Raw genomic sequence first — 26,429 nt, forward strand, 5'->3', positions numbered from 1 at the left:
TAATTTACTATGTTTTAATTATGACATTAATTTTTTTACATTACTATGACATATATCACATAAGTTAGATTATTTAAAAATAAAAAAAAGACCTGCCCGCATCTGCAGACAGATCTTAATTTAAATATATATCACAACTTTAAGTTATTTATACTACTCAAAGCATTTATTTATTTTCCAAATATCTAATACTATCTAGAAATTTTACTCTCCAGCCATAATAGCTGCAACATCTTCTTTAACATCACCAGTTGGCTTAATATCAAACTTATCAACTAATACATTAAGCACATTTTCGGAAACAAATGCTGGTAGTGTGGGTCCAAGACGGATTCCTTTGACTCCTAAGGATAGAAGAGCAAGCAATACTGCTACAGCTTTTTGCTCATACCAGGCGATATCATAAGAAATTGGTAGATCATTAATATCATCTACACCCATAGCTTCTTTTAACTGTAGAGCAATATAAGCTAAGGAATAAGAGTCATTACACTGACCTGCATCCAGTACTCTTGGGATTCCACCGATATCTCCCAGATCAAGCTTGTTGTAGCGGTATTTAGCACATCCAGCTGTCAGGATTACTGCATCTTCTGGTAATTCTTTAGCTACATCTGTAAAATACTCTCTATTCTTAAAGCGGCCATCACAACCACCCATTACTACAAAACGGCCGATATCTCCATTTTCTACAGCTTCAATGACCTTATCAGCAACACTCATAACTGTGTTACGAGCATAACCACCAGGGATTGTTCCTTCTTCTAACTGTACTGGAGAATCACAGGTTTTAGCTAATTCGATCAGTTCAGAGAAATCTTTGCTTGCTCCTTCTTTACGGTCAGGAATATGAGTAACCTCAGGATATCCTGCCATACCTGTTGTAAAGATACGATCTTTATATGAATCTTTAACAGGTGTGATACAGTTAGTAGTCATTAGAATTGGACCATTGAATGATTCAAATTCCTTATCCTGATGCCACCATGAGTTACCATAGTTACCAACAAAATGGTCATACTTTTTGAATGCTGGGTATGAGTTAGCAGGTAACATTTCACTGTGAGTATAAACATCTACTCCAGTACCTTCTGTCTGCTCTAATAATTCTTCCATATCTTTTAGGTCATGACCACTAATTAGAATACCAGGGTTATTACGAACACCAATATTTACATCAGTTGGTTCTGGGTGACCATAAGTAGAAGTATTGGCTTCATCTAAAAGAGCCATTGTTTCTACAGCCATTTCACCAGTTTCCATAACAAGACCTACAAGCTCATCAACACTCATATTATCATCTGTTGTAGCAGCAAGACATTTTTGAGTAAATCTATCAATTTCTTCTTTGTGTTTTCCTAAAACTCTAGCATGGTCACCATAAGCTGCAATACCTTTAAGACCATATGTAGCAAGCTCACGTAAAGATCTTACATCAACATCTTCTGTTTCTAGAACACCCACATCAGTACCTTTATCATAATAATCGCTTACATCGTCGCTATACCAGGTAGCATGTTCAGGAAGATCTCCATCAAATTCTTCACCATGATTTTCTTTATATGCTTTTTCAAATTCAGCCTTAACTTCATCTCTTAAAGCAAAAGCATCGTCAATTAAATCTTCAAATCTGTCAGCATCAAAGTTAGCATTAGTAATTGTTGCAAAAAGACCTTCCATAATAAATGGTGCAGTCTTATCCGACAGGTCAACACCCTCAGCCTTAGCTTTTTCTGCATAAACAGAAATACCTTTGAGAACAAACACTAGTAAATCCTGTAGATTGGCAACATCTGCATCTTTTCCACAGACACCTTTAATTGTACAACCTTCATTTTTCGCTGTTTCCTGACACTGATAACAAAACATAGACATAATTTATTCCTCCTTTTGAAATAAGTAAAGTACTGCAGTCAATTTAATATGTAACTACAGTTTAAATTTTCAATCACAAGTTCTTAACTCAAGTATAATTATATACTTTCTATTATTTTCTTCTATGATTTATATCACATAAGAAATTATATTGAGTAATAATCATGAAAGATATAATTATTTCCGCTTATTTCTTCTAATATATCCACCTCTAGTAAAGCGAGAATCTAGGATGTTGACAAAAGAATCAGGCTCATATTGATCAACAACCTCAAAAAGATGCTTTAAACATTTTCTTTCCATAGTCACAAATAGTATTTTCTTTTTGCCTTTGCGTCCTTCACCGTCAAGAACTGTGACTCCATATCCTTCACTTCTTAAATGCTTAATTAATTCAGTGCTATCATTAGAGCTAATTATATTGACAGTTACCTGACCAATTGCTACTTTCTCTTCCACAAAAGAACCAACATAATTTCCTGCAGCAAAACCACAGGCATAGAAAATCAAATAAAATGGATTTTCCAACGTATTAACAACTCTGGAAAGAGCCAAAACATAAATTGATACTTCAAAAAAACCAATTAAGGCAGCATATAATCTACGCCCTTTGAAAATCATCAAAACTCGGATTGTTCCCATTGATACATCTGTAACTCGGGCTAAGAATATAAAGAGCCCTCCTAAAACAACATCTAACATAAAATTTCCTCCTATGAATAACTATTTAATATCATATCCATAGTAGTTTAGCAGAAAATAATAGTTAAAGCAATAGACATTTAAAAACATCTGCAGTCGAAGATTAATTGATTTTACGCTTACAAACTCTATATCTTTTAGAAATCATTAGAGTCCTTCAACTTTACACATTCAATTAACAAATATATAGTTCAGTAAACTAAACTCATATTTATAATAAATTTCGACTGCAGATGTTGTTGATATTATTTTACTTAATTATAAGATTCATATTCAATTTACTTTATTGGATTTAATAATCTTCTAGATGGTACCATTCAGCATCTTCAAGCCAGGTGTTTGGACGATTTACCAGTTCAATTATATTACCTATAATTCTCTCGTGCTTTTTCTCTTCTTCTGCCAAACGTTTAAAGGCTTTTTTAACTTCTTCAGAATCACTTGCTTCGGCTTTTTCTTCATAAAACTCATAACTTTTCGCTTCAATATCTATAGCCTTTTTGTAAACATCAACCTGCTCATCTACAAAAACACCTTCAGAACCTTCTGGTAAATCATTAGCTATTTTTTCTAGTACTTTTTTTGCTTTTGGAAGAATACCAGCTTCTACATTATCAGCTTTTTTATTTTCTTTTAGCTGCCGCACAATATTTTCATGCTTTTTTTCTTCCTCAGCCAATTCTAGAAATACGCCTTTTAAATCTTCATTACCTGTTTTTTCAGCAAATTCTTCATATAATTTGCGGTTTTCAATCTCAAAATCAATGGCAAAATCAAAAATGTTCATTATTATAAGCCTCCTTAGATTAAATTCGTTTTTTAAAATATTGCAAATTAGAATATTAACTAAATACTATCCTTTTATTTAAATTCTTTAATTAAATATTCCATGTCCTCTACTTTTACATCACGATCAACCAGAGCTTTATCCTTCAGATAAGGAATTCTATCTCTAAAGGTTGGTTTATCTTGCCTATAAATAATTCCAATTGGAATCTCATCTCCAAATTCATCTGCAACTTTCATTGCTGCAGCATGATCAGTTGGATCATGATCTTCTAATTTATAAACCCGCTTATTATACCACTGATAAGTATTAATTTTGTTAAAAGAAACACAGGGCTGGAAAATATCAATCAAAGCATAACCTTTGTGCTTTTTAGCTTCTTTAATCATTTCTTTAAGGTGTTCACGATCACCAACAGTACTTCTAGCAACAAAACTGGCCTTCATGCCAACAGCAAAACGAACTGGGTTAAAGGGTTCAGCATTAACTCCATGAGTTTGAACAGGAGTAATTAATTCTTCCATACTTGTCGGAGAAGCCTGTCCTTTAGTTAAACCATAAATTTGGTTATCATGAACAAGGTGAATAATATCTAGATTACGTCTTATATTGTGCAGAATATGGTTTCCACCTTCACCATAAGTACAGCCATCACCTGACTCGACAATAACTGTCATTTTAGGATTAGCAACTCTCATTGCTATTGCAGGTGGGATTGAGCGTCCATGTAGACCATTAAAACCATTTACTTTAATATAATGCGGCATTTTTGCTGCCTGTCCAATTCCAGTAAACATAGTTACTTCTTCTGGTTTCAAATCCATTTCAGATAAAGCTTCTGCAAGAGCAGTTCTTAAAGGAAAATTACCACACCCTGGACACCAGGCAGTTTCTCGATCAGCCTGATAAACACTTTTATCTACCATTATTTGCTCACCTCTTCTTTAAATCTTCTATAGATTTCTCGGCCAGAGAACGGACGGCCATCATCTTTTAAGATATTGTAGTCTGCTTTAATACCAGTCTCACTTCTGACTAATCTGTCAAATTGTGCTCCAGCATTGTTTTCTACATAAACTAACTTTGCTCCAGATGCTGCTTTTGCCTCAATTGTTTTTGTTGGCAGCGGCCAGACATCATTAAATGCTAAATGACCAACTTCATATTCATCAGCAAGAAGTTTTCTGGCTTCTGTTAATGGACCAGCAGTAGAACCCCAGCCAACTAAAATATAATCTGGATCCTCCGGGCCATAGTAATCAGGCTCAAGTAGATCTTCTTTTTGTAATTTGGCCATTTTTTTGCTTCTTTTTGCAACCATTTTATTTCTAGTTTCTGCATCTTCAACAATGTGAGCGAATTCATCATGTTCATCACTGTCTGATAAAACAATGTTACCTTCCAGTTGGCCTGGATAAGCACGAGGAGAAATTCCATCTTCAGTGTATTTATATCTTTTATATTCTCCTTCTACTTCATTAGGATCAATTAAATGTCTTTCAATTTTCATATCAGTTGTATCTATTTCTTTGATAGTCTTAGAACCATCACCGATGAATTGATCAGATAAAATTATAACCGGCAGCTGATACTTATCAGCCAGGTTAAATGCCCTAAATGTTTGGTAAACAGCATCTTCCTGATCTTTTGGAGCTAAAACCATTAATGGGAATTCATCCTGAGCAATATTAACTGCAAATAACAAATCTCCCTGTCCTGTTCTAGTAGGTAAACCTGTAGCCGGACCTGGACGCTGTACATCTGCAATAACAATTGGTGTTTCAGCAACTCCAGCCAGGCCAATGCCTTCTGCCATTAATGCTAATCCACCACCTGAGGTACCTGTCATTGAACGGAGACCGCTGTATGTACCACCAAGTGCCATGTTAATAGCAGCAATTTCGTCCTCTGCCTGCTCAACAACAATTCCTAACTCTTCTTGCTTGGAAGCTACATAATGTAAAATACCTGTGGAAGGTGACATTGGATAAGCAGCATAATAACTTAAACCAGATAATAATGCTCCTAAACCTACAGCACTATTTCCATCAATCACCATTCTGTCATCTTTTTTACCGAGGTCTTTAAGATTATAAAGCTGTTCAACAGCCTCATATCCTTCTTTTAATAAGGTTAAATTATCTTCAATCACTGATTCTTTTTCTGCAAAATGTTCTTTGACCGCCTCTTCAGCTTCCTTAGTTGGTAGGCCCATAATTTTAAAGGCAGCTCCAACAAAGACAGTGTTTACTGCTCGGGGGTTGACATCCTTAGCTAATCCCTTAGCATCAATGTATACCATATCATCTTCCTCTGATTCTACTTCAGATAACATTGTACCATCTTCATTCATTTCTGAGCGGTGTATCTCTACACTTTCTTCATTTAAAGCTAGTAATAAATCTATCCCCTCATCTGGCCCTTCAAGCTTTTGATCACTTATCCGAATCTGCATAAAATTATGTCCACCTCTAACTCGTGACATATAATCTTTTGTGCTGAATAAGTAATAACCATGACGAGAAAAAGTTTTAGTCAGCATTGCTTCTACTGTTTTTAAGCCCTGACCTGCTTCTCCAGCAATTACAATATTAAAATCCAATCTTATTACCTCCTTTTTCAAAATGAAAACTTATTTGTCTCTTAAATTTGAGTAATTATCTTACTCTACTATATATTATTCAATATAGAGCTGGTAAATCCTGCTTCAGATTGGAAAAATTTTGACCCGGTTATTAAAAGATTTCGATTAATCTAATACTAAGATTGATTATTATTAACAAAAAAACAGCTCTCAGAGATAATTATATGAACTGAAAGCTATCTGTAATTTCATTATTTAATTTGATTAAATTATTTAATTAAAATCTAATGGTCTATCCTGACTCAAATCAAAGTGATAATCCAGAGCTCCAATAATTCTCATCACAGCCTGGCCATCACCATATGGATTTACAGCTTCAGCATATTTGCTGTACTCTTTTTTATCAGTTAACAATTTAAGTGACTGCTGATAAATCTTATCGGCTTCAGTCCCAACTCTAATCACTGTGCCAGCTTCAACTGCTTCCGGTCTCTCAGTGGTATCTCTAAGAACCAAAACTGGTTTCCCTAGCGAAGGCGCTTCCTCCTGAATTCCACCCGAATCAGTCAGCACTAAATCAACCTCTGCCATTAAATTGGCAAAGGGTAGATAATCTAGAGGCTCTATTAAATGAACCTTTTTATTATCCGCCAGCATTTTTTGGCTCAGCTCTCTAATAACCGGATTCAAATGGACTGGAAAAATAACTTCTAAATCATCCAGTTCAGCAGTTAAGCGGCTAACTGCTTTAAATATATTTTCCATTGGCTTTCCCAAATTTTCTCTACGGTGAGCTGTCAATAAAATAACTTTTCTATTTTTAAAATCCAAACTCTGCAGCAGCTGATTTTTGAATTGATAATCAGACTTTACTACAGAAAGTAGAGCATCAATAACCGTATTACCTGTTACAAATATTTTGCTTTCTGGAGTATTTTCCAGAATTAAATTATCTTTTGCCTTCTTAGTTGGAGCAAAATTAAGGTCTGACAACACTCCTGTCAGCTGTCTATTCATCTCCTCCGGAAAGGGAGAATATTTATTATGTGTTCTTAAACCTGCTTCAACGTGAGCAATATCAATTTGATTATAAAATGCAGTTAGTGCCCCAATAAAGGTAGAAGATGTGTCTCCATGAACGAGCAAAAGATCTGGTTTTTCTGCAGCTATTATTCCGTCCAATTTTTTAATTATCCTGGCCGAAAGTTCACTTAAGGTCTGCCTATCCTGCATAATATCTAGATCATAATCAGCTTCAAGCTGAAATAGTTCCATTACCTGATCAAGCATTTCCCGATGTTGAGCTGTTACAGTAATTATCAAATTATAATTCTCATTCTGACGTAGAGCTTTTAAAAGTGGGGCCATCTTTATTGCTTCCGGTCTGGTTCCAAAAACAGCCATTATTCTTTTCTGCATCTTTTACCTCCTAATAACCCATTTCTTTTAATATCCGTGCCAATACTGCGAGTCTTTCTCCTATAAGTTCACCATCATTTTTTAGTGCATCATCAAAAAGTTTAATATCTTCTTTGAGGTTTTCATTATCTTCGGCGACTGCAAGAGTCATTGCATCACCCTGCAGTCCAACTCTGTCCAGCTGAGGATTTTCTTGATCATATAGATTATCATAACGATAAGCTTCTCTAAAATGCTTGGAAGTCCTAGCAACTAAAATTGCCAGGTCAAGCACCCTGTGCAGAGGCAGCTCTTCTGACTGTCTTGACCACTTATTTCCCGTATGCCTCCAAACTTTAGCTGAGATATCTACTTTGCCCCGGTCATTCCACTGGGCTAAACCTAAGGATAGGCCTTTGGCATCAGAATCATAGGCCTTTCTGCCGTCAACATTTTCATAATTTTCACATACTATTACAGGTTTGTGTTTTAATTTTGTCGGTATTTTCATTTTAACCTCCATTTTTATTTACTAGTTTAGTAAATTACTAAATTGCTAATTAATTGTACTCCTTGATTATATTTTTGTCAATAATTTTTTAAAATAAAAAGCAGCCTTGCAACTGCAGAGAATCAAAATTATTCGATTTTAAATTTTCTGCTGCTTCCTGGATTTTCTATCAGATGCTTCCAGTATTTTTTGGGCATAAACTGCTGTTGAAGTTTATAGTTTTTTCTATTTTGAATACTCACTGAACTAAAAAATGAACACCAAAGATCCTGAATCTGCTTTTCTTTTTTAGAAAAACTGGGTTTAAAGTCTTTTTTTAAATCAATTAACAGCCACTCTTTAGCGGAGGCTGAAAATATAATTGCTTCTTCTCTTTTTAGGTCATGAATTATCCAATCCATTATTGGAAATCTACTTTTAAAATGAGAAGCCAGTAATATTAATACTCGATAGTCTGGTTCTACAGCCGCATAATATTTACCCTCAGCAGTTTCCTGCAGTCTTATTAAACCTTTAAGGCGGTGGCTTTCCCTTCCAACTTTTTTACACATTTCCTGCACTTTTAAAACATAGTCTTTTGTTAAAAATCCATCAATACTTTTTCCAACTTTAAATCCTGTGAATAAATATCTAAAAATATAAAGTTCAATTTTCTCAACTTCAGAAAGATAGGCCCTAAAAATATTGTACAATGCTTTTTTAGAAATATGATTTTTAATCTGTTCACTTAAAAACTCTGCCTTTTCACTGTCTGTTTTTATCTTCCGTTTTTGATAAAAAAGATCATCTTTAAATTTTGGCTCTGCAACTATATTAATTGGAATCTCTTTCAGCTTAAAACTCCAATATAAAGCAGTTAATAGCCCCTGATAACTTCCATCATAAACATATATTTTTTTTGAGTCTCGATTTAGCTTTGAATTCATAATCATTTACCTCTTTAATTTCTCAATTTTACTGCTTCTAAATCCCATTCCTGTTCAGAACCTGCAGAATCTTTAAATAATGATAACTGCTGACTTTCTTTTTCTGCCAGTCTTCTGTAAATTATTTCGCTCTCAAAAGGAACTGCTGCAGCATATTTCCCACTACAGGTAATAAAAAAATTGGCTCTTTTTAAACTAATTCTCATTTTTTTCAGATTATAATGGTTTAAGTTTTTTTCTTTTCTTGCCTTAACTATTTTAGCTGCCGAAACCGGTCCAATTCCAGGAACCCGGAGCAGCATCTCATAATCTGCAGTATTAATTTCTACTGGAAACTTATCTAAGTTATTAAGAGCCCAATCGGCTTTGGGATCAATTTTTAAATCAAAATTTTCCCTGCCGGGAGTTAACAACTCTCCTGCTTTAAACCCATAAAATCGGAGCAACCAGTCTGCTTGATAAAGACGATGTTCGCGTTTTAAGGGTGGACCGGGTACAGCAGGCAATAGGGCAGAATTACCTACAGGCAAATAAGCCGAATAATAGACTCTTTTCAAGTTAAAATGATCATATAACCCTTCTGAAAGTGATAGTATCTGACGATCTGATTCAGGACTGGCCCCAATAATCAACTGAGTTGACTGTCCTGCAGGAACAAATTTCTCTTTCTGCTTATATTTTTTCCTTTCAATCAAATTATTTTCTATCCCTTTCCCAATTCCCTTCATTGGAGCTAAAATTCCTGCTTTTTTCTTCTGGGGAGCCAGCTTTTCCAGACTGCTTTCACTGGGGAGCTCAATATTGATACTCATTCTATCTACCAGTAAGCCCGCCTGATAAATCAACTTGAAATCTGAACCTGGAATTGCTTTTAGGTGAATATATCCCTGATAATTATGCTTATTTCTCAGCAGCTGGGCAGTTTTCAGCAGCTGTTCCATTGTCCAGTCAGGATCTCGATTAACTGCAGAGCTCAGGAACAAACCTTCTATGTAATTTCTTTTATAAAAATCAACAGTGAGCTGGGCCACTTCTTCTGGTGTGAAAGTAGCTCGCGGACGGTCATTACTGATCCTATTGACACAATACTGACAGTCATAAATACAGTAATTTGTAAAAAGAATTTTAAGCAGAGACACACAGCGTCCATCATCAGTCCAACTGTGACAAATTCCGCTGTTTTTTGTATTCCCTAAACTGCTGCTGTTACCACGACCACTGCTTCCGCTCGAGGAACAGGAAACATCATATTTAGCTGCATCACTTAAAATTTCAAGTTTTTTCTGGAGATCCATCTTTTTTCCTTTCTAAGTCTGATTCATTTCTCAATTTAATATCCTGTCAAAAAAATATATCAATTATCAGTATGTTTACTCCTGTTTTAGATCTCTTAACCCAATAATTAATTACTTCGATAGAAACGATTCAATCGAAATAGTATTAAATTAAATTTTGAGGTTTAAAGCTTTCCCCTGTTTGACTGAAAGGAGTTAGGAAAGCTGCTCATAAATTTAATTTAATACGTTTAATGAAGATTGTGTTTCTATCGAAGTGATTAATTACATTATACTACAGAAAAAAATTTATTTCAAACAAATGTTTGTTAGGTGGGTAAAAAAAGACCGCCTGCTCAAATAATATTCTCAGCAGACGGTATTTATAATTCAATTTATTTATAGTCTTATTTCAAAACAACAGCAGCTTCTGGTCCATTTACTCTAAAAGTAAATGTCTCTAAGAAGAATAATTTTACTTCATCACCATTTCTCTCTTCAAAACCAAGAGAAATATCCTGACCAATAGTTAATTCAAAATCTCCACCGCGCTCGGAAATTAAAAGGCCTCTATTCCCAAGATCAGGTACTAACATAGTACCACTATCAACCATTTCTTCAACCTTACGCTTTAATGGATAACCCTTATCATCTAATTCGTAGAGTAGAGAATAAAGCTCAGGACCTAAAAGTAAACGCTTAGTACCACCAACACTATTTTCTTCAAATAAATTAAGTGCTTTTAGAAGCCCAGAAATTAATTCTTTTTCTCCAGCAGAAACACTAACTTCTTCATATTCTGAAGCCTCAACAATACCTTCAATATTAACTTCGTCAAGGCCATAAAATACGGCTTTATTTTCAGCTTTCGCTAACTTAGAAGCAGCTTCAATTAATTCATCTGTATCAACATCTTCTGCTCCCCTAGCTAAAGCTTCTATTTCACTTAACTTCATTGTAAAAGGTACTTTAATCTCTACTAAAGGAAGTACCTCTCTAGTAGAATAAGTTACACCTTCAACATCCTCTATCCCTACAGGGCTAAAACGACCTGTATTAATTGAAGATAACTCTAAACCTTTAGGGCCTAAAAAATCTACCTCTTTACGTGCTTTTAATTTTTGACTTAAAACATCAGTTGCCTCTTCATCTAGGAAATTCCAAGCCTCTTCAGAAAATGGTGCTAAAGAACGTTTTAAAATATCCATTTATTCTCCTCCTCTCATATTACCCAAACCAAGAGATCCTGTGGAAGCTGGCGCCTCTTCTGCCTCGCCTTCTCCACCTTCACCCTCTTCTTCAACTTCAGTGATTTTTGCTGTTGTAAAAAGGAAAGTTCTTAACATTTCATCCCAGACAGGATTATTACGGCGCAGCCATTCTAGCCCCATACAGGCATGCTCAATCTCTTCGTCACGATTATGTTCTACAATTGCCTTAATATCAGGATCATTTGTAGCAGCTGCTCTTTGATTGTACCAATCAACTGCCTCTAACTCCTCCATTACACTCTTAATAATTCGATGGTACTCCATTGCTTCTTCCGTTAATTTTTCTTCTGGTTCATGATATTCGCTCATAAATCTGACCTCCCTTTAATTTTGAATTCCTTATATTTAATCAAAATCTTTTATCACTCTCATTTAATATTATATAATTGTTCTTTCACAAAGTCAAATTTTTACTTTTAAAATCAATACTCTATAAAGCCTGTCATGATAGGGATTTTAAAATGATATTAAAGATCTGCTCCTTTAGTTTCAAGCAGTAAAATCAAGTGTGAAACAGGCCTATTTCAAGCTTAAAGAAGCTTCATATATAACTTCTACAGTAATAAAATACATACAAGCTTAGATTTCTATGTCTAGATTTTTACAGTAATTATAACCAAGCTCAAAAAGTTCCTGACTATATTTAGTGTTTAAAATATTATACTTTTCAATACCTGGGGGTTCAATAAAAATATCAGCCTTTGCTTTTAATTCTTCAGCATTCACAATTGTTTTTAGCTGAAAAGTCCTGACAGCAATATCGGTGATACTTTCCAATTTTTCAGTTAGATTAACGGGCATAACATTAACAGCAATTAAGACATCACATTTATCAAGAAGTGGATTTACAGGCAGATTTTCAAATAAACCTCCATCAACATAAAGCTCGCCTTTAATTTTAACCGGTGAAAACAAAACCGGAATAGATGATGAAGCCTGAATAATTTTAATTAAGTCTCCCTGACAAAAATATTCCATTTTAGCTTTTTCTATATTAGCTGCTCCAACATAAAAAGGAATCTTTAATTGCTCAAAACTTTTAATCCCCAGTGATTTTTCAAGATTCTTAGTCATATTATCTAATGTAAAAATACCTCGATCAGGCAAACTCAGTTTAGCAAAATCGAAGAAATCACTTTCGTTAATTAAATCCATTACTTCTTCCGGCTTTTTTCCAGCGGCAATAAAAGAACCAACAATTGCACCTGCACTGACTCCAGCAAGTATATCTGCTTCAATACCTTTTTCCTCTAAAGCTTTCAATACTCCTAAATGAGCAAACCCTTTAACTCCTCCCCCGGAAAGAGCAATACCTATCTTTGAGCCCATATAATCATCCTTTCATCTCAATCCAATCAGCTTATATATATTGGAAGATAAAATTTTAATTTAAAAATTAAAATAATCTTTTTATCTCTTCTCCAGCATCTTCTAAATCAGAAACCAAATCACTAAAAATATCCATTATATTTTCTAAATGCTGATAAAGTTCTGGATCAGAAATTTTTCTTTTTTCTCTGAACTTTTCAATTTTGATTTCCTTAATAATCCCCTTCTTTTCTGCTGCCATAATGTAGATTCTATCAGCTAATAAAAGCGCTTCTTCCGGATCATGAGTTATTAAAAACAATGTAATACCAGTCTCAGCCTGAATAAGGGTAATTAGTTTTCGTAAATTCATCCTCGTTTTCATATCAAGCGACTTAAAAGGTTCATCTAAAAATACTAAATCAGGTTTGACTGCAAAAGCCCTTATTAATTCCAATCTCTGCTGCATACCACCTGACAGTTCATCTGGATATGCTTTTTTGAAATTTTCTAACTTTGCCAGTCGGAAAAGTAGATTTCTCAAATCCCTCTCAGCTTCTAAACCATAATTCTTTTGCACAAAAATCAAATTTTCTTCAGCATTTTTCCAGGGGAGAAGTCTTGGAGATTGAAAAACATAAGCAAAACGGGGTTCATTATTTTTAATTACTTCACCAGAATCAGCCTTTTCTAAGCCGGCTGCTATTCTAAAAAGTGTTGTTTTACCACTACCAGATGGTCCAAGCAGACAGCATATTTCTCCATGGTTGATTTCTAAATCTAAATTCTGCAGTACTGTTAAGTCCTGAAATGACTTATTAATATTTTTAAGTCTTAATATTTTTTTCTCTTCAATCATTTTTCCACCTGCTGACATGCTTTTTTAATTTTTCTAGTAAATAATATTCAACAAACAGCATGAAAATTATTAAAACTATAGTCCAGGCAAAAAGTCGATCAGTTGCCATCATTGAGTTAGCTCGACTCAACTGGTAGCCAATACCGCTCGAGGAAGCAATGAATTCTGCGAAAACTGATGATTTCCAGGCAAAGGCAAAGGCTATACTTAGAGCAGAAACCAAGGCTGGTAATAATGATGGGAAATATATTTCTTTTAATATTCTATGTTTTGGTGTAGAATAGGCCCGGGCCATCTCTACTAATTCTAGATTCATATCTTCTAACCCCTGAAAAATATTAACAAAAATCACAGGTAAAGACACTATAAAAATCAAAAATATTGGTGTCAAATCATCTGCAACACCAAACCAGACAACTGCCAAAGAAACCCAAACTACTGGCGGAGTAGCCTGAATCACAGTAATCAAAGGTCTAAATGTTCTCTGCAGCAGCTTGAACCGATAAAGAAGCAGTGCAATAATAATCCCTAAAATCACAGCAAGTCCATAAGCAATTAGAGTTCTTCTTAAAGTTATTATAAAACTTTCAAATAAAATCCCTGAAAGAGCAATTGCTTTTAAAGCCTGATAACTTTCTCCAATTGAGGGCAGAATGAGGCTATTTAAACCAGCCGCACTCCTCTCCCAGATTAGAAAAATAAAGAATAGTAAAATCCAAAATGGTTTAATAATAAAATTCTTCATCAGGTAAAGATCCACCTAAAAGTTCTGGATACATTTTTAACATTTCTCCAAAATAAAATTCAGTTAATTTCCTGCTCTCCTGCTTAGAATAAATGTTCAAATTAACCCTATTTAGAGATTTTTTAAAAATAGGAGCCGGCATTTCAAAATGTTCAGCAGCAAGTTCAGCTGCTGCAGCTGGATTATTATTTACCCAATCAACACCTTTAGCATAATAAGCATTTATAATATCTGTAAACTGAGGGTGGCTGCTGCTGAATTCTCCGTTAACAAAAAGAGCTACAAATGGAATTCTATTGTCTCCATTCAGCTTGGCCCATTCTTCCTGTAAATCCATTGACAATAAAGCTTCTTTACGATTGGCAAGGCTGATTGTAACTAATGGCTCAGGTAAAATAATAGCATCTAATTTACCTGCCATAAATAATTGAGCTCCACCAGGTAAAGCTCTATATACTAAATTTAAATCTTCTTCTGGATCAAGACCGTTTTTCTGAGCTAAATACCTTGCCAAAAAGTCCAGTGGTCCACCCTGCAGTGGTAAAGCTAAATCTTTTCCTTTAAGGTCAGACCAAGATTCTGCTTTAAAATCATTTGTCAGCAAATAATCAATTCCCCATGTATTAACATTTAGCAGCTTGAGATTGACACCACGATTATATGCATTAGCACCAACATTAGAACCAGTAATTAAAAAGTCAATATCTTTTTGGGCAAGTAAAGACATTCCTCGCTGATGATCTGAAGATAATCTAAGATTAATATCAAGTGCAGCTGGCAGCTCAATTTTTTCCTGCATCCACAAAAATGGTAATGCCCCCGGCACAGTTGGTGCCTGAACATTAATTTCAATTGCTAAAACAGGTGCAGCTGCTGTAATCAAAAAAACAGCTAGAAAAATTAATATAAAAAATTTATTTTTATTAAACATAAAAATTCCTCCTTTATTTACAGCTACCGTTTACCGAACTAATTTTATCCAATGCTTACTTTTTGTTTGGTAATTATTGGTTCGGTAAACGGTAGCTGCAGTTTAAAAATTAATCGTTAAGCAGACCCTGAATAATTACTTCTGAAGCTTCTTCTTCATCAAGACCGCGGGCCATCAAAGTCTGCAGCTGGGTGCTGTCAACACTACCAATTGCTGCCTCGTGAGTTACTTTGGCCTCTGGATGACGAACATCTACAATCGGAATTGCACGCGCTATAGCCTGATCTTTAATGATTTCAGTACAATCAACATGCCCCATTGCTTCAGCAGCATCTGCAGTTAATTCATTATAAATTTCTGCCTCGGCCTGATCTTTTAAAGCAATTTTAGAATCTAATATCCCTCTAGCTGATTTACCATTTAAATGTGCAGCCTCTCTGATTTTAATTAAATCACTCTTTTGACCACTGATTCGAGCCAGCATTTCTACTGTACCATGTTCAGCAATATTAGCTTCGTAATCAAAATCAATTTTACCAACTCGACCCTTCAAAAGATCAAATTTAGTTACTAATTTACCATTTGCTTCTACATTAATATCTGATTTAGCAATTACCTCTACCCCACCATTATCGCCATGAAAGTGGTGTTCTTTATATGTATAACTGCCTCCGTCAGCAATATTAATTACAGCATCCATGATATGCTCTACTTTAACTGCATTAGGAAAAACACAATCGGCAATAACTTCAACTTTGGCATTTTTTTGCACTTCAACATTCATATCAATTTTTTGGCGGCCTTCTTTTGGCAAAACTCCAAAACACATATGAACTGGATTTTTAATTTGATAACCCTCTTTAATCAGTACCTTAACTTTAACCGTATCTTCACTAATTTTATCAGCTTCAACTTCTAAACCTTCAACAGCATGCATACCCAAAATTTTATCTCTTTCTAAAACTAGATGAGCTACTTCACTATCAGCAAAAATATCATCCCCACCAGCATCTTTATAGGCATCAACCATCATTTCATAATCATTCATTAACTGGCCACCTCCGTCTCACATTCTTCTTCCTTTGCACATGGATAGCAGAAAGATTTAAAGTATTCACTAATATCTGCTGGATTACCCTGACGTATAATTTCTCCTTCACAAACCAGAGCCGCCTGATCAGCATATTTAAGCATTTCTTCTGAATGAGTAATCAATAAAATACCACTGCCGGATTCTTTAAAATAATTAATCATATCTGCAATATTGTTTAGGGCAACTACATCTACTCCAGAGTCTGGTTCATCTAAAATTATTAATTCTGGGTGCATCAAGATTAGAGATGCAAGCTCAATTCTTTTTCTTTCACCACCACTTAAACTTTTATCTACAAAACGATTAAGATATTGGTAAGGATTAATAGCCACCTTATTTAAAGCATCTCTCAACTTTTCTTCAGTCACTTCTTCGCCTTTGCTTTTAAGACCTAAAGCTAAAAATTCTCTAACAGTTATCCCTTGATAACGAGCAGGTTCCTGCCAGGCTAAGGTTATACCCTTTTTAGCCCTTTCATTGATTTTCAGATCATTAATTTTTTCACCTTTAAAATTCATCTCACCTTTTTGAGGATGGTAATTATTAATTCCCATTAAAGTATAGGCTAAAGTTGATTTTCCACAACCATTTGGCCCAATTAATGCAAAAACCTCCCCTTTTTCTAAGGAAAATTCCATCCCTTTTAAAATTTCTGCATCTTCTATTTTTAGATGCAGATCTTTAACTTCTAATAATTTTGACATTATATTCCTCCTGTGATTTTTTGATCTATTCCATACCTAGAAATTCATTAATTATATCTGCATGATAACCAGGTATAATTATGTGATGATTACCAATACTATCATTTAAAAAGTAGTCTGAACTCTGTGGCAAAGAGATCTTAAGCTGAGTTCGACAGGCATTAGGAGAATCCAAATTCTCGATAATTTCACCTTCAGCCACAAAATACTGTTCTAAACCAGCACCCCCAATTTTAAAAACAGTTACCGGTCCTGCTTCTAATATACCCTGAATTCCAACACCTATACCTGTTTCAAAATGTGAACGAATAATATAATCTTCACTGATATCTGTTGCAACTGTACAGTGGGCAAATAATATTTCATCATTCTTTTTATCTATAGCAGCAGGATTTGCCATAAAAGGCATAACTCCTGTAAGCTGATAGGCCAAGAACATTGTGAAAGCAGCTGGAACATCACCTTCACAACCTGCAATCAGACCTTCATTATTTAAAAGTGAAAGAGCCAGACAGCCAGTAGTATTTAATTTCTTAACAATATCAAAGCAGCGAATTGTGATCACATCTAAATTATTTTTAGCAATAACATCTTTTAATGCAAAATAAATTTTTGCTGCTTCAACCAGATCAGCTTTGCTGCTTTCTACTATATTAGAAGCATTTTCTAAAAAATCAACTGCTATTCTTTTAGCTTTTGCAGTATCAACATGCTCAAGCGCCTGATACACCTGATCAAGCTCAACATCTACAAATTCACTGCCCCAGTGATGAGCTGCGTGTTCATAATCAATCTTACTTCCAATAAGCCAATCTGATGGTTGGCCAATAATTCCAAATTTAGCAGCTGCTATTTTATCTCGCACTCTTTTGTAAGCTGCCAGTTCTTCAATCTCTGATACAACTTCTTTCATATCTCCATGCAGTATTTTCCCAGAAAGATCTTCAGCATTTAAAAAACTCAAAATTTCTAAAGCTGCTGGTAAAGAATTATTAAGTTCTGTTGCCAGAAGATATACTGGTTGAGGCAAATATTCTACATTCTCAGCAAAAGTAGCCTCTGAACCCCCTGTCTTAATGAAATTAATTGTTAAATCATATTCATTAAAATCGGTAAAAGGAATCTCATCTGCCGAAATTTTTTCGACTTCAAAATTTTCCTCTAAAATTTTGATTTTAGCTTTTAAATTTTGATTAACCTTTTTCTCGTCATGCACTTCAGATACAATAGAAACTAACGCTATTTTCATTATCTAACCTCCATTTTTTCTTTCTATTTCTATTATATTTAATCTACCTCATATTAGCAAACAAAAGTGTATTTTATTTTTTTGTGATATTTTTATCAATAATAACAAGTAAAAGACCGCCAATTAAGACGGTCTAAAACTCAATTATAAAATAGACATATTTATTATAGTGTAAGCAGTTTTGAAATTTTTTGGTATTTCTTCTTACCGATACCTTTAACTTTAGTTAAATCTGATTTTTTAGTAAAATCACCATTCTGCTCTCTATAACTTACTATTCTTTCTGCATATGCATTTCCAATACCAGGTAATTCAGCTAATTTAGAAACTGATGCCTTGTTAATACTAATTTTTTTAGATAATTTAGCTTTCTTCTGTTTGGCAGCAGACTTTTGTTTTGGATCAGGTTGATAAACCTTAATTTTAACTTCTGATTCATCACCTTTTTGTAAAAGCTGCTGTTTGGCACCTTCAGTTAGCTGATGATAGAGTGCTGAATATTTTTTAGCCGAATTATGCCAACTGTAATCAAGATTCATAACTCTATTAACCAGTTTATTCCAGATTCCTTTTTGATTATAGAATGAAACAGCTCTTTCAATTGTATGCAGCATGTCATGGGCATTATAATCAGCAAAACTAAAGCCAGTACCCTCACCTGTTTCTTCATTATAAGCAACAACAGTATCGTTTAAGCCACCGGTTTCTCTAACTACCGGAATAGTTCCATAGCGGAAACTGATCAGCTGACTTAAACCACAGGGTTCAAAACGAGAAGGCATTAAAAACATGTCACTTCCAGCATAAATCTGGTCAGCCAGCTGAGCATCATATTTAATATTAACTGACAGATTATCTGGATATTCATGCTGTTTTGACTTAAAGAATTCTTCATATTCTCTTTGACCAGTACCTAAAATTAAAAACTGAGCTCCGGTTGCCATAATTTCATCAAAAACAGCTTTTACCAGATCCAAACCTTTCTGTTCAACCATCCTAGAGATAAAACCAATCAATGGTTTATCTCCATTTACTTCCAGACCCATTTTTTGCTGAATATGAACCTTATTTGCAATTTTTTTATCAATTTCTCCTTTTGAGAAGCGGACAGCAAGATTTTTATTAGTTTCTGGATCAAATTTTTCATAACTTATACCATTTAAAATACCACTTAAATCATCAGCCCTTAATCTGAGAGCATAATCCAGCCCCTCGCCAAAATAGGAAGTCTGAATTTCATTTGCATAACTTTCGCTTACAGTAGTTATATGATCAGCATACATAATTCCTGTTTTCATATAATTAAGTAAGCCATTGTGCCTGATATTACCACTTGCCCAGTGATGAGGAGCTACACCTAAAACATCTCCAGCAGAATGTCCAGCAAACTGTCCCTGATATTTAAGATTATGAATGGTGAAAACAGTTTTTATGTCCTGGTAATAACTCTGCTGACGATACCGGTCTGCAAAAAGCAGAGGTAAAGGTCCTGTCTGCCAATCATTTGCATGAATAACATCTGGTTTAAATCCGATCACAGGCAGCATATCTAATACAGCCTGAGAAAAGAAAGCAAACTGTTCGTGCTTATCTTTATTTTCATAAATTGAGTCACGATCAAAATAATATTGGTTGTCTATAAAATAAACTGGAACTCCGTCTTCCACTAATTTATTTACACCTAAATATGTATCTCGCCAGGCTAGTTTTGTTCTAAAATGGCAAACCGCTTCCATTCTTTCCTTATATTTTTCTGGAATCTGTCTGTACTGTGGAATCACCAATCTTACATCATGACCTTCTTCAATTAGAGCCTGTGGTAATGAACCAGCTACATCAGCTAATCCTCCCGTTTTAATAAATGGATCCGCCTCTGAAGCTACAAATAAAATTTTCTTTTTCCCTTTTTCCATGGAGCCACCTCCTATAATTATACGCTCAATCTTTATCTACTACCTACTAATTTACAAAATCAACTAAATTTTTATGATCTATATGTTTAGTTTATTAAAATTGCCGTTCAATGTCAACTAATTCTACTTTTTAGACAGCTACTGCAGAAATCTTATCTTAACTGATTAATTAAAGGAAAATTAAAGTAAATAGAGAATATATAATACAACATCAGATTTTCTGTTAATTCTGTTCATTCTTTTCATTTAAATAAATTTTGAATCAAGATTTAGGAGGGAGTTTAATGACAAATAAAAATTATCCTGGTGACTATGACCGTTATCTTTTTCATCAAGGAAGACACTATGAAAGTTATAACTTTCTAGGAGCACATCTTACTGAAGAAAATGAAGAAAACGGGGTTCGCTTTACCGTCTGGGCTCCAAACGCTGAAGAAATTAGTGTGATTGGTGACTTTAATGACTGGAATAAGAGTAAAAATCCAATGCATAAAATTAAAGAATCCGGAATTTGGACCACCTTTGTTGAAGGTGCAGAAAATAAAATGCATTACAAATATTGGATCAGAGGCTATAGAGGTGTAATTAGAGTTAAAACAGATCCCTATGCCCGCAGACAGGAAAAAGCCCCAAAAACTGCCTCGCAAATTTATGAAGCAAAAGAATACAGCTGGGGTGATAAAAAATGGCTTAAAAAAAGAAAAAAATCTAATCATCTCAGAGAACCCTTAAGTATTTATGAAATGCATCTTGGTTCTTGGAAACAGAATGATGGAGAATTAATGAATTTTAAGGAAATCGCAGATGAACTTGTACCATATATAAATAAGATGGGCTTTACACACGTTGAGTTAATGCCTTTAACAGAATATCCGTTCCCTGGTTCCTGGGGTTACCAAACTACAGGTTATTTTGCCCTAACTTCTCGTTACGGCACTCCAGAAGATTTTATGTATTTTGTGGATCAGCTCCATCAGAATAATATAGGAGTTATTATGGACTGGGTGCCAAGTCATTTCTGTAAAGATGACCATGGTTTAAGATTATTTGACGGTTCTCAACTTTATGAAAGTTCTGATCCCAGACGGGCAGAAAACATTCAGTGGGATACTTTGAATTTTGATTTTGCCCAAAACGAAGTTTGGAGTTTTTTAATTTCAAGTGCTAATTACTGGATTGAGAAGTTTCACATAGATGGTTTAAGAGTTGATGCAGTCAGTAATATGCTTTATTTAAATTATGAAAAAGAAGATGGGCAGTGGGCTGCAAATGAATACGGAGGTTTTGAAAATCTAGAAGCAATTGAGTTTATTAAGGAATTAAATACTGAGATGTTTGACCGCTATCCCGGAATTCTCATGATAGCAGAAGAGTCAAGTGCCTGGCCGCTGGTAACTGCACCTGCTCATGAAGGAGGGTTGGGCTTTAACTTTAAGTGGAATATGGGCTGGATGAATGATACTCTTGATTACATGGAAAAAGACCCAGTTTATAGAAAGTGGGAACATAACAAACTAACATTTTCTAGTATGTACAGTCAAAGTGAAAATTATGTGCTGCCTCTTTCTCATGATGAGGTTGTTCACGGTAAAAAATCTCTTGTTGATAAGATGCCGGGAGATTACTGGCGCAAATTCGCCAATTTAAGACTTCTTTTCAGCTATATGTATGCTCATCCAGGCAAGAAACTACTTTTTATGGGCGGAGAGTTTGGTCAATTTATCGAGTGGAATTATAAACAGAGTCTGGACTGGCTGTTACTTGACTATGATAAACATCAGCTCACCCAAGACTTCGTGCAGGAATTAAATCAGGTTTATCTAAAAGAAAAGGCTCTTTGGGAATTGGATCATGAAAATGAAGGTTTTCGCTGGATTGAAGCTGATGATAATGAACAAAGTGTGATCAGTTTTATTAGAAGTTCTGAAAATGGGTCGCAAAAACTAATTATCCTGCTAAATTTTACTCCTATCCCGAGAGATAATTATCGAGTTGGAGTTCCAGGGCCAGGAAACTATGAGTTGATTTTAAATACTGATCAAAAGGTATTTGGAGGATCTAACTATGAAACTGCTGCTAGAGTAAAAGCAGAAGCAAAAGCTTTCCATGGCTTTGATTATTCTATCAGCATTAATCTCCCGCCACTTGCCGGGATTTATCTTAAATATAAGCCGGCTAAAAAAGAAAAAAACCCTGCTGAGACTGAAGAAAAGAAAAAAAACAAGGCAGACAAAAACAAAAAATAGTAATTTAAATTTAATCTTATATTGTCTATCTGACTTTAAAGGAGGTATTAAAATGCCGAAAGAAGAAATGTTAGCCATGCTGCTTGCTGGTGGTAAAGGTACCAGACTTGGAGTCTTAACCAGAGATATTGCTAAACCAGCAGTTCCATTTGGAGCTGAATATCGTTTAATTGATTTTCCATTAAGCAACTGTTCAAACTCAGGTATTACTACTGTGGGAGTTTTAACCCAGTATAAACCTTTAATTCTAAACAGCTACATTGGCAGCGGAAGCTCCTGGGACCTAGACCGACACAATGGGGGTGTCACTGTACTTCCTCCTTATGTTAAGGAAGGAGGAGGTTCCTGGTATAAAGGAACTGCTGATGCAATTTATCAAAATATAGAATTTATTGATATCCATGACCCAGAATATGTGCTGGTTCTATCAGGTGATCACATCTATAAAATGGATTACTCAGAAATGTTAAATTACCATAAAGCTAAAAATGCAGATGTTACAATTGGAGTTTTGGAAGTTCCCTGGGAAGAAACACACCGCTTTGGAATAATGAACACCAATAAGGATCAAAAAATTATTGAGTTTCAGGAAAAACCAGAAAATGCAAAAAACAATCTAGCTTCAATGGGAATTTATATCTTCAACTGGGAATATCTTAAAAAATATTTAAAAGCTGAAGCTGAAGCAAATGATGATTCAGCAGGTGATTTTGGCCACGATATTATTCCACAAATGATGTCCGATCAACTTAATTTTTATGCTTATACTTTTAAAGATTACTGGAAGGATGTTGGTACAGTTGAAAGTTACTGGCAGGCCCATATGGATCTTTTAGGAGAAAAGCCTGAATTAGATCTGCAGGATAGGAATTGGATTATTTATAGTGTTAATCCAAACCGACCACCTCAATATCTTTCGGAAGATGCGGTAGTAGATAATTCAATGATTAATAAAGGAACTCAAATTATGGGTACTGTTAAGAATTCTGTCCTCTTCTTTGGGGTCAAAGTTGCCCGTAATGCTGTTATTGAAGATTCAGTTATCCTGCCAAACACCCGTATTAGCAGTGGTGCAAAAATTAAAAATTCAATTGTCGGCAGAAATGTAATTATTGAAAAAGACTCACATATTGGAGTAGACAATGAAGATCAAGATTTAAAAATAACCGTAATCGGTGATGATGAAGTAATACCAGAATCTTCAAATATTAAAGCAGGAATGGTGGTGGGATAAAATGATGACACCTATCTATAAAAAGGGTGGAGCAAGTATGAACAATGTAATGGCTATCATAAATAATGCTCTTGATGAATCATTTTTAGATAAGCTGACTGGACATCGTTCTTTGGCCTCTGTTCCCTTTGGAGCTCGTTATCGCTTGATTGATTTTCCGTTATCTAATCTTGTTAACTCAGGTATCACAAATGTTGGTCTCTTACTTCAAACCAAGTATAGATCACTAATGGATCATATTGGTTTTGGTAAAGCATGGGATTTAGACCGAAAGCGAAATGGACTTTTTATTCTACCTCCCGCCCATATTTATCAGGCAAATAGAGCCTATAAAGGCGATCTACAGAACTTTGCCAGTAATATAGACTATATTAAAAGAAGCACCCAGGAATACGTAATCATCTGCAGCCCAAATGTGGTAGCAAATATTGATTACAGAGATGCCTTTAAGTACCATTTAGAAAATAAAAATGACATTACAATAATCTATCGAGAGCTTGATGTCTTCCGTCGAGATACAACTTACACATTAATGAATACTGATGATAATGATCGTATTATTGATATGAAAGTTAATCCAAAAAAGAATTATTATAAAAAGATTTCTATGCAGAAGTATATAATGAAAAAAGAACTACTTTTAGATATAATTGATGACTGTATTTCAAAAGGCGAATGGGATTTTGTTAAAAATGCAATTATTGGTAATCTGGATAATTTAAAAATTTATGGTTACCCCTTCCGATCTTATGCAGCAGTAATTAACTCAATCAACGGTTATTATAAAAGCAATCTTGAGCTCTTAAAACCAAATGTCTGGCAGGATCTATTTTTAAAGAATGGTCCTATCTATACTAAACCAAAAGATGAGGCACCCACAGCTTATAAAAATGGAGTCAATGCTAAAAATATTCTAGCTGCTAATGGATGTTCAATTAAAGGTGAGGTAAAAAATAGTGTACTTTTTAGAGGTGTAAAAGTTCATCCAGGGGCAACAATCAAAAATTCTATTATTATGCAGAAATCAGTAATTGGAGAAAATGCCTATCTAGAAAATGTAATTTTAGATAAGGGAGTTCAAATTACTGCTGACAAATCTTTAAAAGGAGATACTAATCTGCCAATGATTATTGCCAAAAATACAATAGTATAATAAATTCTAAAAAAGGCATGCAGATTTTCTAAATCTGCATGCCTTTATTAATTAGATAAGATAATCAAATTACCATTTATAGAAAATTAAAAAACTAAATTATAATAACTAAGCACTTTTATCATCTTTTAATTCTAATAAATATTTGTCTTTTTCTTTAACAGCTGCTCCAGCCAGTACAACTAAAGCAATCAAGTTTGGAGCTGCCATTAAGCCATTTAAAGTATCAGCCAAAAGCCAGATTGGTTCTAAAGCACCAATTGCCCCTACAAAGAGTAAAATCACAAAAACAACCCGATATGGTTTTACAATTTTTTTACCAAATAAATATTTCCAGCTCTCTTCTCCATAAAAACTCCAGGTCAACATAGTTGTATATGCAAAAATAATTATACTAATATTAATAATATAACCACCAGGGCCAGGTAAACCTCTAGTAAAGCCTTCAGCTGCCAGAACCGCTCCAGTTTCTCCAGTTCCTAAAGCTCCGGTTAAAAGAACAACTAAAGCCGTAATAGTACCAACAACTATTGTATCAATAAAAACTTCCCAAATTCCCCACATACCTTGACGGGTTGGCTTGTTTCTTGCCTGAGCATGAACTATAGAAGCTGCTCCTAAACCTGCCTCATTTGAGAAAACTCCACGAGCAATACCAAAACGAACTGCCATTCTTACAGAAGCACCTGCAAAACCACCAAAAGCTGCAGCTGGATTAAAGGCACTGCTAAATATTGTGGCCATAACAGCTGGTATTTCAGAGTAATGAGAAACTATTATTACTGCCCCACCAATAAAATAAAAGGCTGCCATTAAAGGAACTAATTTTTCTGCTACCTTACCAATTCTTTTAATTCCTCCTAAAACAACCAAACCGACTAATAACGAAACTACTATTCCTGTAATCCAGCTGGGCACTGCAAAACCATCTTCCGCAGCATGAGCCAGAGTATTTGACTGCACCATATTTCCAATACCAAAGGCTGCAATTCCAGCAAAAAATGCATATAAAGAAGCAAGCCACTTCCAATTGCCTCCCATACCATTTTCAATATAATACATTACTCCTCCACTATACTCGTCTTCTCCGGTTTTTTCTCTAAACTTTACTCCTAACTGTGCTTCGGCAAATTTTGTTGCCATCCCAACCAGAGCAGAAACCCACATCCAGAAAACAGCTCCCGGACCACCAAGTGATAAAGCTGTACTAACTCCGGCAATATTACCCACTCCTAGAGTAGCTGCCATTGCCGAACTTATAGCCTGAAAAGATGACAAAACTCCTTCTTCATTCTCAGCATCTCGTTTAAAATAACGTCCAAAACTTTTATCCCAGGATAACTTAAAATATTTAAACTGTAAAAAATCTAGTCTAATAGTAAGATAAAGTCCGGTTCCAACCAGCAAAAATAAAAATGGTGGTCCCCAGACAACTGAGTTTACTGCACTATTTACTGTTAAAAATAAGTCTAGCATTGATCTCCTCCTTGTGTTAATTTATTTTTGTTATGAAAAAAATTATATCATAAATAAAATAAAATTAAATGATTATCCATGTATACATTAACTTTTAAAATAAAATTCTTATTTCTTATATTAGATTATCTTTTAAAAAGGAGAAGGACATTAATGCCCTTCTCCAAGTTCTTAAATATAGTTATATATT

Annotated in this window: 23 protein-coding genes; 3 read left to right on the forward strand and 20 right to left on the reverse strand. The window is 34.6% G+C overall.

Annotation, left to right across the window (positions count from 1 at the left end):
* Window positions 1-204: 204 nt before the first annotated feature.
* The 19 genes from hcp to glgA form a co-directional block, all read right to left on the reverse strand.
* Window positions 205-1,869 (reverse strand): hydroxylamine reductase, encoded by a 1,665-nt coding sequence (gene hcp, locus ACZ446_RS10155; protein ID WP_464394393.1) that lies wholly within the window; start codon window positions 1,867-1,869, stop codon window positions 205-207.
* Window positions 1,870-2,052: 183 nt separating this feature from the next.
* Window positions 2,053-2,577, reverse strand: a complete 525-nt coding sequence (locus ACZ446_RS10160; RefSeq protein WP_464392444.1) for a DUF2179 domain-containing protein — start codon at window positions 2,575-2,577, stop codon at window positions 2,053-2,055.
* Window positions 2,578-2,869: 292 nt separating this feature from the next.
* Window positions 2,870-3,364 carry a ferritin-like domain-containing protein gene (locus ACZ446_RS10165; RefSeq protein ID WP_464392445.1) on the reverse strand — a complete coding sequence of 165 codons (495 nt, stop codon included), beginning with the start codon at window positions 3,362-3,364 and terminating at the stop codon, window positions 2,870-2,872.
* Between the two features lie 74 nt (window positions 3,365-3,438).
* Window positions 3,439-4,290, reverse strand: a complete 852-nt coding sequence (locus tag ACZ446_RS10170; RefSeq protein WP_464392446.1) for a thiamine pyrophosphate-dependent enzyme — start codon at window positions 4,288-4,290, stop codon at window positions 3,439-3,441.
* The gene (locus ACZ446_RS10175) at window positions 4,290-5,966 is read right to left on the reverse strand and encodes a 2-oxoacid:acceptor oxidoreductase subunit alpha (protein WP_464392447.1); all 1,677 of its coding nucleotides are present in this window, start codon (window positions 5,964-5,966) and stop codon (window positions 4,290-4,292) included. Before ACZ446_RS10175 ends, ACZ446_RS10170 begins: the two co-directional genes overlap by 1 nt.
* A gap of 255 nt (window positions 5,967-6,221) precedes the next feature.
* Window positions 6,222-7,367, reverse strand: coding sequence for a non-hydrolyzing UDP-N-acetylglucosamine 2-epimerase (wecB, locus tag ACZ446_RS10180; RefSeq protein ID WP_464392448.1), 1,146 nt, complete (start codon window positions 7,365-7,367; stop codon window positions 6,222-6,224).
* A gap of 10 nt (window positions 7,368-7,377) precedes the next feature.
* On the reverse strand, window positions 7,378-7,857 hold the full coding sequence (locus ACZ446_RS10185) for a DUF6530 family protein (RefSeq protein ID WP_464392449.1): 480 nt from the start codon (window positions 7,855-7,857) through the stop codon (window positions 7,378-7,380).
* A gap of 128 nt (window positions 7,858-7,985) precedes the next feature.
* Window positions 7,986-8,783 carry a TIGR03915 family putative DNA repair protein gene (locus tag ACZ446_RS10190; RefSeq protein WP_464392450.1) on the reverse strand — a complete coding sequence of 266 codons (798 nt, stop codon included), beginning with the start codon at window positions 8,781-8,783 and terminating at the stop codon, window positions 7,986-7,988.
* 14 nt (window positions 8,784-8,797) lie between these two features.
* Entirely contained in the window at window positions 8,798-10,078 is a 1,281-nt protein-coding gene (locus tag ACZ446_RS10195; RefSeq protein WP_464392451.1) for a putative DNA modification/repair radical SAM protein, read from the reverse strand.
* Window positions 10,079-10,464: 386 nt separating this feature from the next.
* Window positions 10,465-11,265: a family 1 encapsulin nanocompartment shell protein gene (locus tag ACZ446_RS10200; protein ID WP_464392452.1), complete on the reverse strand. Its 801-nt coding sequence runs from the start codon at window positions 11,263-11,265 to the stop codon at window positions 10,465-10,467.
* Window positions 11,266-11,637, reverse strand: coding sequence for an encapsulin-associated ferritin-like protein (locus ACZ446_RS10205; RefSeq protein WP_464392453.1), 372 nt, complete (start codon window positions 11,635-11,637; stop codon window positions 11,266-11,268).
* A gap of 270 nt (window positions 11,638-11,907) precedes the next feature.
* Entirely contained in the window at window positions 11,908-12,591 is a 684-nt protein-coding gene (locus ACZ446_RS10210) for a patatin-like phospholipase family protein (RefSeq protein WP_464392454.1), read from the reverse strand.
* Window positions 12,592-12,724: 133 nt separating this feature from the next.
* Window positions 12,725-13,495, reverse strand: coding sequence for an ABC transporter ATP-binding protein (locus ACZ446_RS10215; protein ID WP_464392455.1), 771 nt, complete (start codon window positions 13,493-13,495; stop codon window positions 12,725-12,727).
* Window positions 13,488-14,240: an ABC transporter permease gene (locus tag ACZ446_RS10220; RefSeq protein WP_464392456.1), complete on the reverse strand. Its 753-nt coding sequence runs from the start codon at window positions 14,238-14,240 to the stop codon at window positions 13,488-13,490. The genes ACZ446_RS10215 and ACZ446_RS10220 overlap by 8 nt, the downstream gene beginning before the upstream one ends.
* A complete protein-coding gene (locus tag ACZ446_RS10225) occupies window positions 14,221-15,171 on the reverse strand; it encodes an ABC transporter substrate-binding protein (RefSeq protein WP_464392457.1) in 951 nt (316 codons plus the stop codon). The genes ACZ446_RS10220 and ACZ446_RS10225 overlap by 20 nt, the downstream gene beginning before the upstream one ends.
* Window positions 15,172-15,280: 109 nt before the next feature.
* Complete coding sequence (locus ACZ446_RS10230) at window positions 15,281-16,219, reverse strand: SufB/SufD family protein (RefSeq protein WP_464392458.1); 939 nt, start codon at window positions 16,217-16,219, stop codon at window positions 15,281-15,283.
* Complete coding sequence (locus tag ACZ446_RS10235; RefSeq protein WP_464392459.1) at window positions 16,219-16,968, reverse strand: ATP-binding cassette domain-containing protein; 750 nt, start codon at window positions 16,966-16,968, stop codon at window positions 16,219-16,221. The genes ACZ446_RS10230 and ACZ446_RS10235 overlap by 1 nt, the downstream gene beginning before the upstream one ends.
* Window positions 16,969-16,993: 25 nt before the next feature.
* A complete protein-coding gene (locus tag ACZ446_RS10240) occupies window positions 16,994-18,217 on the reverse strand; it encodes a fucose isomerase (protein ID WP_464392460.1) in 1,224 nt (407 codons plus the stop codon).
* Window positions 18,218-18,381: 164 nt separating this feature from the next.
* Window positions 18,382-20,130: a glycogen synthase GlgA gene (gene glgA / locus ACZ446_RS10245; RefSeq protein WP_464392461.1), complete on the reverse strand. Its 1,749-nt coding sequence runs from the start codon at window positions 20,128-20,130 to the stop codon at window positions 18,382-18,384.
* 284 nt (window positions 20,131-20,414) lie between these two features.
* Here glgA and glgB point away from each other — a divergent pair, with 284 nt between their 5' ends.
* Genes glgB through glgD form a run of 3 tightly spaced genes read left to right on the forward strand, consistent with a single transcriptional unit; the run spans window position 20,415 to window position 24,763 of the window.
* Window positions 20,415-22,376 (forward strand): 1,4-alpha-glucan branching protein GlgB, encoded by a 1,962-nt coding sequence (glgB, locus tag ACZ446_RS10250; RefSeq protein ID WP_464392462.1) that lies wholly within the window; start codon window positions 20,415-20,417, stop codon window positions 22,374-22,376.
* A gap of 52 nt (window positions 22,377-22,428) precedes the next feature.
* Complete coding sequence (locus ACZ446_RS10255) at window positions 22,429-23,610, forward strand: glucose-1-phosphate adenylyltransferase (protein ID WP_464392463.1); 1,182 nt, start codon at window positions 22,429-22,431, stop codon at window positions 23,608-23,610.
* Between the two features lies 1 nt (window position 23,611).
* Entirely contained in the window at window positions 23,612-24,763 is a 1,152-nt protein-coding gene (gene glgD, locus ACZ446_RS10260; protein ID WP_464392464.1) for a glucose-1-phosphate adenylyltransferase subunit GlgD, read from the forward strand.
* A gap of 108 nt (window positions 24,764-24,871) precedes the next feature.
* Here the strand turns inward: glgD and ACZ446_RS10265 are convergent, their stop codons facing one another.
* Window positions 24,872-26,239 (reverse strand): alanine/glycine:cation symporter family protein, encoded by a 1,368-nt coding sequence (locus tag ACZ446_RS10265; RefSeq protein ID WP_464392465.1) that lies wholly within the window; start codon window positions 26,237-26,239, stop codon window positions 24,872-24,874.
* Window positions 26,240-26,429: the final 190 nt, after the last annotated feature.

Source organism: Halanaerobium sehlinense (genome assembly GCF_055379485.1).

Excerpts from the sequence above, each read along its gene's own strand:
- hcp (WP_464394393.1), bottom strand. The coding sequence starts at position 1,869 with ATGTTTTGTTATCAGTGTCAGGAAACAGCGAAAAATGAAGGTTGTACA.
- ACZ446_RS10160 (WP_464392444.1), bottom strand. The coding sequence starts at position 2,577 with ATGTTAGATGTTGTTTTAGGAGGGCTCTTTATATTCTTAGCCCGAGTT.
- ACZ446_RS10165 (WP_464392445.1), bottom strand. The coding sequence starts at position 3,364 with ATGAACATTTTTGATTTTGCCATTGATTTTGAGATTGAAAACCGCAAA.
- ACZ446_RS10170 (WP_464392446.1), bottom strand. The coding sequence starts at position 4,290 with ATGGTAGATAAAAGTGTTTATCAGGCTGATCGAGAAACTGCCTGGTGT.
- wecB (WP_464392448.1), bottom strand. The coding sequence starts at position 7,367 with ATGCAGAAAAGAATAATGGCTGTTTTTGGAACCAGACCGGAAGCAATA.
- ACZ446_RS10185 (WP_464392449.1), bottom strand. The coding sequence starts at position 7,857 with ATGAAAATACCGACAAAATTAAAACACAAACCTGTAATAGTATGTGAA.
- ACZ446_RS10190 (WP_464392450.1), bottom strand. The coding sequence starts at position 8,783 with ATGAATTCAAAGCTAAATCGAGACTCAAAAAAAATATATGTTTATGAT.
- ACZ446_RS10195 (WP_464392451.1), bottom strand. The coding sequence starts at position 10,078 with ATGGATCTCCAGAAAAAACTTGAAATTTTAAGTGATGCAGCTAAATAT.
- ACZ446_RS10200 (WP_464392452.1), bottom strand. The coding sequence starts at position 11,265 with ATGGATATTTTAAAACGTTCTTTAGCACCATTTTCTGAAGAGGCTTGG.
- ACZ446_RS10205 (WP_464392453.1), bottom strand. The coding sequence starts at position 11,637 with ATGAGCGAATATCATGAACCAGAAGAAAAATTAACGGAAGAAGCAATG.
- ACZ446_RS10215 (WP_464392455.1), bottom strand. The coding sequence starts at position 13,495 with ATGATTGAAGAGAAAAAAATATTAAGACTTAAAAATATTAATAAGTCA.
- ACZ446_RS10220 (WP_464392456.1), bottom strand. The coding sequence starts at position 14,240 with ATGAAGAATTTTATTATTAAACCATTTTGGATTTTACTATTCTTTATT.
- ACZ446_RS10225 (WP_464392457.1), bottom strand. The coding sequence starts at position 15,171 with ATGTTTAATAAAAATAAATTTTTTATATTAATTTTTCTAGCTGTTTTT.
- ACZ446_RS10230 (WP_464392458.1), bottom strand. The coding sequence starts at position 16,219 with ATGAATGATTATGAAATGATGGTTGATGCCTATAAAGATGCTGGTGGG.
- ACZ446_RS10235 (WP_464392459.1), bottom strand. The coding sequence starts at position 16,968 with ATGTCAAAATTATTAGAAGTTAAAGATCTGCATCTAAAAATAGAAGAT.
- ACZ446_RS10240 (WP_464392460.1), bottom strand. The coding sequence starts at position 18,217 with ATGAAAATAGCGTTAGTTTCTATTGTATCTGAAGTGCATGACGAGAAA.
- glgA (WP_464392461.1), bottom strand. The coding sequence starts at position 20,130 with ATGGAAAAAGGGAAAAAGAAAATTTTATTTGTAGCTTCAGAGGCGGAT.
- glgB (WP_464392462.1), top strand. The coding sequence starts at position 20,415 with ATGACAAATAAAAATTATCCTGGTGACTATGACCGTTATCTTTTTCAT.
- ACZ446_RS10255 (WP_464392463.1), top strand. The coding sequence starts at position 22,429 with ATGCCGAAAGAAGAAATGTTAGCCATGCTGCTTGCTGGTGGTAAAGGT.
- glgD (WP_464392464.1), top strand. The coding sequence starts at position 23,612 with ATGATGACACCTATCTATAAAAAGGGTGGAGCAAGTATGAACAATGTA.
- ACZ446_RS10265 (WP_464392465.1), bottom strand. The coding sequence starts at position 26,239 with ATGCTAGACTTATTTTTAACAGTAAATAGTGCAGTAAACTCAGTTGTC.